General features: G+C 42.2%; 5 protein-coding genes and 1 pseudogene. 4 read left to right on the top strand and 2 right to left on the bottom strand.

What is annotated here, in order from left to right:
- Window positions 1-220 precede the first annotated feature (220 nt).
- A pseudogene (locus AC5JMK_RS16870) lies at window positions 221-1,537 on the bottom strand (RNA-guided endonuclease InsQ/TnpB family protein).
- Window positions 1,538-1,592: 55 nt separating this feature from the next.
- Here AC5JMK_RS16870 and AC5JMK_RS16865 point away from each other — a divergent pair.
- The gene (locus tag AC5JMK_RS16865) at window positions 1,593-1,766 is read left to right on the top strand and encodes a hypothetical protein (protein WP_495910627.1); all 174 of its coding nucleotides are present in this window, start codon (window positions 1,593-1,595) and stop codon (window positions 1,764-1,766) included.
- Window positions 1,767-1,919: 153 nt separating this feature from the next.
- Window positions 1,920-4,295: an NACHT domain-containing protein gene (locus tag AC5JMK_RS16860; protein ID WP_495910626.1), complete on the top strand. Its 2,376-nt coding sequence runs from the start codon at window positions 1,920-1,922 to the stop codon at window positions 4,293-4,295.
- Window positions 4,296-4,361: 66 nt separating this feature from the next.
- Here AC5JMK_RS16860 and AC5JMK_RS16855 read toward each other — a convergent pair whose 3' ends face one another.
- Entirely contained in the window at window positions 4,362-5,267 is a 906-nt protein-coding gene (locus tag AC5JMK_RS16855) for a CoB--CoM heterodisulfide reductase iron-sulfur subunit B family protein (RefSeq protein ID WP_096678193.1), read from the bottom strand.
- Window positions 5,268-5,519: 252 nt separating this feature from the next.
- Between AC5JMK_RS16855 and acpP the strand changes: the two genes are divergently transcribed.
- A complete protein-coding gene (gene acpP, locus AC5JMK_RS16850) occupies window positions 5,520-5,771 on the top strand; it encodes an acyl carrier protein (protein WP_096678195.1) in 252 nt (83 codons plus the stop codon).
- A gap of 191 nt (window positions 5,772-5,962) precedes the next feature.
- The gene (fabF, locus tag AC5JMK_RS16845; protein ID WP_096678197.1) at window positions 5,963-7,213 is read left to right on the top strand and encodes a beta-ketoacyl-ACP synthase II; all 1,251 of its coding nucleotides are present in this window, start codon (window positions 5,963-5,965) and stop codon (window positions 7,211-7,213) included.
- Window positions 7,214-7,648 lie beyond the last annotated feature (435 nt).

Genomic DNA, 7,648 nt, shown 5'->3' with positions numbered 1-7,648 from the left:
TCAAAAAAATAATTTACCTTCTTTGGCGGAATTCCCCATCCTTCTACAAGGTAGGGATAGTGTGCTGTCCAATTGCGAGCTACACCCTTTATAGGTCAATACGCTTGGTGTTAGAGACGCGAAATTATCCTGGGGGATCTTGCTACACATCTGGTACAAAGAATTGTGGGCTTAACACCAAGCGTATTGCTTTATAGGTGTCCGAGAAATTTTGACATACTTACCGTCGTAAACGAACGGTGATTCTTGACACTTCAATGGATTCTGCTACCGAAGTAGTCTTACAATTCCTCCGTGTCCGTTTAGAGTCGTGGCAATGCCCTATCCCGACTTTGTTTATATTTTTTGCTGCATTCTCATCTCGGTCGTGTTCAGTCCCACAATTCAAGCACAATACTGAGCGAACAGATAAATCAATTTTGCCCCAACGATACCCGCAGCAAGAACAAGTTTGGCTTGTGGGTTCCCATCTGCTAATTACTCTGAAATCTCGATTAAGTTTTTCGGATTTAGCCTCACAAAGCACACGGAATTCTCGCCACCCCTGCAAGCTAATCACTCTTGCTAACTTGCGATTTTTAACCATTCCCGACACATTTAAGTCTTCCAAAATAATAGCTTGGTTCTCACTAACTACTTTGGTTGATAGTTTGTGCAGGAAATCTTTTCGGGTAAGTAGATCCACCTGAAAAAACAGCCAACCTTTATGAGTTATCTGTTTGTTTCAAAGACTGTCGGTATGGGCGGCACAGCCCCTAAAGGGCTGTGCCAAGGTTGGCTGTTTTTTAATGTCCATGTACTTATCTGCAAGTTGATTGTGTTGTTTGGCAATTCTTAAGCGGGTAATTTCACGACGTTTTGACCCTTTTTGTTGTCTTGCTAGCTTACGCTGTAGCTTGCGAATTTTGCGGTCTTTGTTTGAATAATCAGGACTTATTGCCTTATCCCCATTGCTCATGACGGCAAAGGTTTTAATCCCTAAATCAATACCAATGCTTTGGTTTTTGGCGTCAGTACGAATAGGCTCGACCTCTACAACAAAGCTGAGAAAATAGCGGTTAGCACAATCTTTAATAACAGTTACACTGCTAGGCGCGGATGGTAGATATCTTGACCAAATAGGCTTAACATTACCAATTTTGGCTAGATATACTTCTTCTCCTTTGATTGAAAATCCACCAATTCTAAATCGCGCTGATTGTCTTTGCGTCTTCTTTTTGAATTTAGGACTGCCAACCTTTTTACCTTTGCGTTTACCTTTAAGGGAGTCGAAAAAGTTTAGCCACGCAACTCCCAAATCAGCAACAGATTGTTGCAACGGGATATTAGAAACATCAGACAACCATGAACGTTCATCAGTCTTTTTAGCTTGCGTAATCACTAACTTTTGTAAGTCGTTGTTACTAGAAAGCTTTTCGGACTGTTTGCAGATGGCCAGCGCATCGTTCCACACCACACGAACACAACCAAACAACTGAGCTAAACTCTGTTGTTGTTGGTCGGTTGGATAGAAACGATACTGAAATCTGGCTTTCATGAGTTCCTTAATTGTGATACAACTATTAGTATACACATATATACAAAGCTATACAATGACTTTCCAGAAAAAACATAAATTAGGTTTTACAAGTGAGAATCCATTAGCCGACAGTCCCATCTGTTTTAGGGGAAGGATTGGACAAAAAGAAGCGCTTAAAGATGTCCCTGACTGGCAAAACAAGTTAAGGGATTATGTTGATGAACTGATCAATAAAAAGCCGTCCTAGAAGGACGGGGCTTGTATCCCATTATTTTTGGTCAACTACAAACACTGGAACACTTGGTTACGTAAATTTAGATAATGTAATATATGTATCTACGTAAGTAGCAAGATCGCGGTAAATGAAGTAAAAATCGATTTAATGATTGAGAAAAAATCTATGCCGCACAGCAATTTAATAGCAAATATACGGACAGATACCAATCATACATTGGTTGTTGGTCAGTACACTCTCAAAATTGGTTCTAGCCAAGGTGCGATCGCAGAATCAGCAATCACACAAGAACAACCGAGTTTGCGAGAAATTTCTGCACCAGTATTGACACGTCAGCCTCCGAGCGAGAAACTTCTAGAGCGTGAAAAACCGATCAATGAGGCGATCGCAACTTTAAGATCTCGACAAGCAGTAGAATTTTATAGTCCGCCGGGTTTTGGCAAAAGTTTTTTATTGCGTTATTTGGCATCAGAACTAGAAGCTAATTCTGTGTTCAGCGATGGTGTCATTAATCTATCTGCTCATCACCCCTATGTCAGTGATTTACTGCAATCCATTTGGGAAGCTTTCTATGAAAGTGATATCCCTTATAAACCCACAGATGACGAAATACAGCAACAAATTCAGGACAAACACGCACTAGTCATACTAGATGACGACGCTCAACTTATTCAAGATGAAGTGCAACAGTTGAGAAATACTGTTAGCAACTGTACTTTTATGGTTGCTTCTGCAAAACAACGTCTCCGCCAACAAGCATACTCTACTGAACTTTCTGGAGTGTCTATTCAGGATGCCTTAATTTTTGTTGAAACAAAAATGGGGCGTTCTCTAACCATAGAGGAACTACCTGCTGCTAGATCCCTGTGTATTATCCTCAAGGGAAACCCGATGCATTTGCAATTGGCGATCGCTTACGCATTAACAGAAAAGCGATCGCTGGCTGAAATTGTCAGTCAACTACCAAATTCTCAAGCTAGCATCTATCTTATTCAACAAATCATCGAGTTGTTACCACACCCCCATAGAGACGTTTTGGAAATTTTCGCAGTCATGGGTGAGGTGGGGTTGTCAGAGGAAGAAATTGCAGCGATTACAAAACAACCAGACATCTCTGAAATTTTAGAAAATTTGCAACGGCGTTATCTGATTAAACTGGAGGATTATCGGTATCGCATCAGCAACAAGACAATCCGAGAAATACTACCGCCAGCCTGGAAATTAGGAACACCATTAGAAAACGCGATCGCTTACTTTATCGATTGGACACAGTTGTATAATCAGCAACCACAAACTTTACTCACAAAAATTGATGCGATCGTCCAAATACTAGAAGTGTCAGTTAGAGCTAGCCGTTGGCAAGTTGTTTTACATTTAGCAAAAGCAGTAGAAGGTTTGCTAGCTTTAAGTAAGCGTTGGGGTTTGTGGGAACATGTGCTGCAACGTGGACTGCAAGCATCTCAAGCCGAACGAGACAAAGCCTCTGAAGCTTGGGCTTTACATCAACTTGGTACTCGCGCTCTGTGTTTAGAAGAAAACAGCATAGCCTTTAGATACTTTACCAGAGCTTTAGAATTACGAGAAGCTTTGAGTGATTTTACAGGATTAGCACTCACTCGCCAAAATTTCAATTTGCTTCCTTCATCTTTATCAGTATCAGTTCCCCAGTCTCAACATTTACAGAATGGTAGCAGTGAACCTTCCATCCAGCCAAAAATCGAAAATAGCCCCAACTCTCAAAATCACAGCACAAAAAAAGGTCATCAGCCTGTTCAACAATCAAAAGTTGACTCGACAAAAAACGATTCTCAACCTGTTATTAATAAGCAAGTTGCTAACAAGATTAAAGAAAAACACGTCTACCCTTTATCTTCCTCCTCAGTTTCACCATTAACTCGGATGAACATAGTAGAGGGACAAGCTGCACCTTTATCTGGGCCTCTGCGGCAAAACTTTTTACTTTCACCACAAGGGGTTATTACTACCGGAATTTTGGCTTCCGGTGGATTGTTAGCTTGGTTTTATTCGAGCCATTTGGCATCCTCACCTAATCAACCTGAGATTAAATTACCTCAACTAACAACTGAACCATTAGCCCACCCCAAATCCAAAGTCACCTTCACACCATCTCCCATTGCCAAACCCACAGCTTCAGAAATCCCCACACTGTCACCTTTAAAACCAACTAAGCCCAGAATAGATCCAGCACTGAAACCAACATTTCCAAAACCAGAATTCGAGCAGCCTCAGCAATCAAGCAAACCTATATCTACACCCACACCCACTGCTACTTTAGAATCAACACCATCTGTAGAAACTGAACCAAACATCAACTTTACACCAGCGCCAACTCCTAGATTTAGTTTGCCATCTCCTACAACTTCGCCAATGCCAACTTTTGAACCACCATCTCCGGAGACGACATCAGCACCTATTTTTACCCCTCCACCTACCCAAAAACCAACATCACAATCAATAAATATACCTTCTACTCCAGAAGTTACAGTGACACCAATGGGAAAACCGCTTGATCAAAATTGATTGATGTGGTGTTCAAGGGTCAAGGGTTAATAGTTATTTTCCCCTAACCCCTACACCCATACACTCCTAAACCCCTAATTTCTCCAAGACTGGCTGAGTAGAAACTATGTGTCTTTCCAAACCTAGTTCTTTGGGACTAATGCCGATCGCTAAGGCAACTAACTGTGGTAAGTGTAGAATTGGCAAACTCAGTTTATGTCCAATCACCTTTTCGACTTCTGGTTGACGAGAATCTAGGTTGAGATGACACAAAGGACAAGGTGTCACTATACAATCAGCACCTGCTTCTATGGCTTCTTGAATATGCTTACCAGCCATTTTGAAGGACTCGGTGGTAGCATAACTGGCAAGAGGCCAACCACAACATTGTGTACGACCTCTGTAATAAATGGGTGTAGCTCCTACCGCTTGAAACAGATTTTCCATTGTCTCTGGCTGGAAGGGGTCATCATAAGCCATAAATTTTTGAGCGCGCAGGAGATAACAGCCATAAAAAGCAGCACATTTGAGTCCTGTTAATTTACGGCTAACCCGTTGTTGAATTTCCTCTAAGCCATAATCTCTGGCGAGAGCATAAAGCAAATGTTTGATTTGTGTCGTTCCTCGATAAGGTGAACAGCCTTCTTTTTGAAGCAAGCTGTTAACTTGTCCAACATAAGCCGGATTTGTTTTTTGGCATTCTTTGAGCTGTTCGTCAACATGGCCAATGACACCTTGACAAGTACTGCAATGAGTCAGCAAAGGTAAATTTAATTCTTCTGCCAAAGAAATATTTCGAGCATTGACAGTATCTTCTAAAAGTTGAGAATCTTCTTTAAAAGTGCCAGAACCACAGCAAGCAGCTTTTTTGAGTTCAATAAGTTCAATGCCTAATGCTTTACTCAAGGCTACTGTAGATTGATGAAGTTCCCGACAAGCCCCTTGAGCAACACAACCTGGGTAGTAAGCGTATTTCAATGTATGGGATAGCATAGATATTGTAAGTTATGAGGTATCATCCCTCGACAATAACTGTTTTATTATCCCTTTGATCATCACTTAATTAGTTTTGGTTGCAAGACTGTTGGTGTTGGGGCGTAGTTCTGAAAAAATTTTAGTAAGAATTGCAAAACAGAATTGTTTAAAAGGGTGTATGCGATCGCCCTTTCGGATTAAGATGTATATGCTCAAAACCATGTAACCCATAAAGAGCGGACTATAGCAACTGGTTGAGGAATTAAATCTATGAGCCAAGCGGACATTTTTGAAAAAGTTAAGGAAATCGTCGTGGAGCAACTGGGTGTTGAACCCGAAGAGGTTACACCACAAGCTAATTTTGCCAATGATCTAGGCGCTGATTCCCTAGATACTGTTGAGTTAGTAATGGCTTTAGAAGAAGAATTTGATATCGAAATTCCTGATGAAGCTGCCGAAAAAATTACCACAGTTCAAGAAGCATTGGATTACATCGACAAAGAAGTTGCTACATCCGCATAGAGAGGTTAGGGCATAGGGCATAGGGTATAGGGTATAGGGCATGGTGCATAGGGCATTGTGCATGGTAAAAATTACATAAAGCCCAATTCCCAACTCCCAACTCTTAATCCCCAATGCCCGATTTGCAATTCCTAATGCCCTATACCCAATCCCTATTTTGTCCTGCCGGAGAGCCACTTGTAACTTAAGTCATGACAGATTTGATACGTAAACGCGTTGTTGTAACTGGTGTTGGCGCGATTACACCGATTGGTAACACACCAGCCGAATATTGGGAAGGATTGGTAAGCGGACGCAATGGCATTGGCGAAATTACTTTGTTTGATGCTTCGCAACATGCTTGCCGTATTGCTGGCGAGGTAAAAAATTACGATCCGCACGATTACATGGATCGTAAAGAAGCCAAGCGCATGGATAGATTTTCTCAATTTGCCGTCTCGGCGGCAAAACAGGCTCTAGCGGATGCGCGGTTAACTATTAACGACCTGAATGCTGAACAAGTAGGTGTAATTATTGGTTCTGGCGTTGGTGGTCTCAAGGTAATGGAAGAGCAGCAAACGGTTTACCTAAACCGTGGTCCAGATCGGTGTAGCCCGTTCATGATTCCGATGATGATTGCCAACATGGCTGCGGGATTAACAGCAATTCACATTGGTGCCAAAGGGCCTAATTCTTGCTCAGTGACAGCCTGTGCTGCTGGTTCTAACTCCATAGGAGATGCTTTTCGCCTGATTCAAGGCGGATATGCTCAGGCAATGGTTTGCGGAGGAGCAGAAGCAGCTATTACACCCCTATCTCTTGCTGGCTTTGCCGCTTGCAAAGCACTTTCGTTTCGCAATGATGACCCTGCTCACGCTAGCCGTCCTTTTGATAAAGACCGTGATGGGTTTGTCATGGGCGAAGGATCAGGAATCTTAATTCTGGAAGAAATGCAACACGCCATCAGTCGTGGTGCGAGAATTTATGCCGAAATCGTCGGTTATGGTATGACTTGTGACGCTTACCATATCACATCTCCCGTACCCGGTGGTGAAGGAGCTGCCAGAGCCATACAGTTAGCACTCAAAGATGGGGGAATAACTCCCGAAATGGTGAGTTACATCAATGCCCATGGTACTAGCACCCCAGCCAACGATTCGACTGAAACCGCAGCAATGAAAAGGGCTTTAGGTGATCATGCCTACAAAGTAGCAATTAGTTCTACTAAATCCATGACAGGTCACCTATTGGGTGGTTCTGGTGGTATTGAAGCAGTAGCAACAGTACTAGCGATCGCCAACGACGGTTTGCCACCCACAATTAACCTGGAAAACCCTGATCCGGAATGTGATTTGGACTACGTAGGAAACGTCAGTCGCACTGCACGCGTTGAGGTAGCACTATCCAATTCTTTCGGTTTTGGTGGTCACAATGTGACGCTAGCATTTAAAAAATATATTTAGGAATTAAAAGGGGACAGAGGATCGCGAATCGGGGATCGGGAAATCCCCTTAATTTTAATAAGGGATTTGAAAAAGATTTATTGAAATATCAAGGGCTACAGTCTGGTTTCAAATATTTCTATTTCGATCTCAATAAATAAAGGGGTTTGTACAGTGTTTCTGAGGAGTTGATTCGACTTCCCCGTTCCCCGTGTCCCCGATCCCCACAAATAACGTATTGTCTCCGACACCCTGCTCAAATCATTCCGTCCCTTTAACAACTGAATATTAAGGCTAATCCTTCCTAGAATAATCCTAAAATCCCAAATAAAAAATCCTCAATTCTACGGCTTGTTTGTCAACAAGTACCAATGGGATGATGATACTATCGTGGGGAATTTTGATCCCCAGCAGGCGAAAGAAGCTGAAATCAGTGAACAGTGAACAGTTATCAGT

This window comes from Pelatocladus sp. (assembly GCF_059505505.1).
Note: the sequence above shows the minus strand (reverse complement) of the source record. Positions and strands in the feature narration are given on the sequence as shown.

What these genes read in the sequence shown, in the direction of transcription:
- AC5JMK_RS16865 (WP_495910627.1), top strand. Translation starts at nt 1,593, where the DNA reads ATGACTTTCCAGAAAAAACATAAATTAGGTTTTACAAGTGAGAATCCA.
- AC5JMK_RS16860 (WP_495910626.1), top strand. Translation starts at nt 1,920, where the DNA reads ATGCCGCACAGCAATTTAATAGCAAATATACGGACAGATACCAATCAT.
- AC5JMK_RS16855 (WP_096678193.1), bottom strand. Translation starts at nt 5,267, where the DNA reads ATGCTATCCCATACATTGAAATACGCTTACTACCCAGGTTGTGTTGCT.
- acpP (WP_096678195.1), top strand. Translation starts at nt 5,520, where the DNA reads ATGAGCCAAGCGGACATTTTTGAAAAAGTTAAGGAAATCGTCGTGGAG.
- fabF (WP_096678197.1), top strand. Translation starts at nt 5,963, where the DNA reads ATGACAGATTTGATACGTAAACGCGTTGTTGTAACTGGTGTTGGCGCG.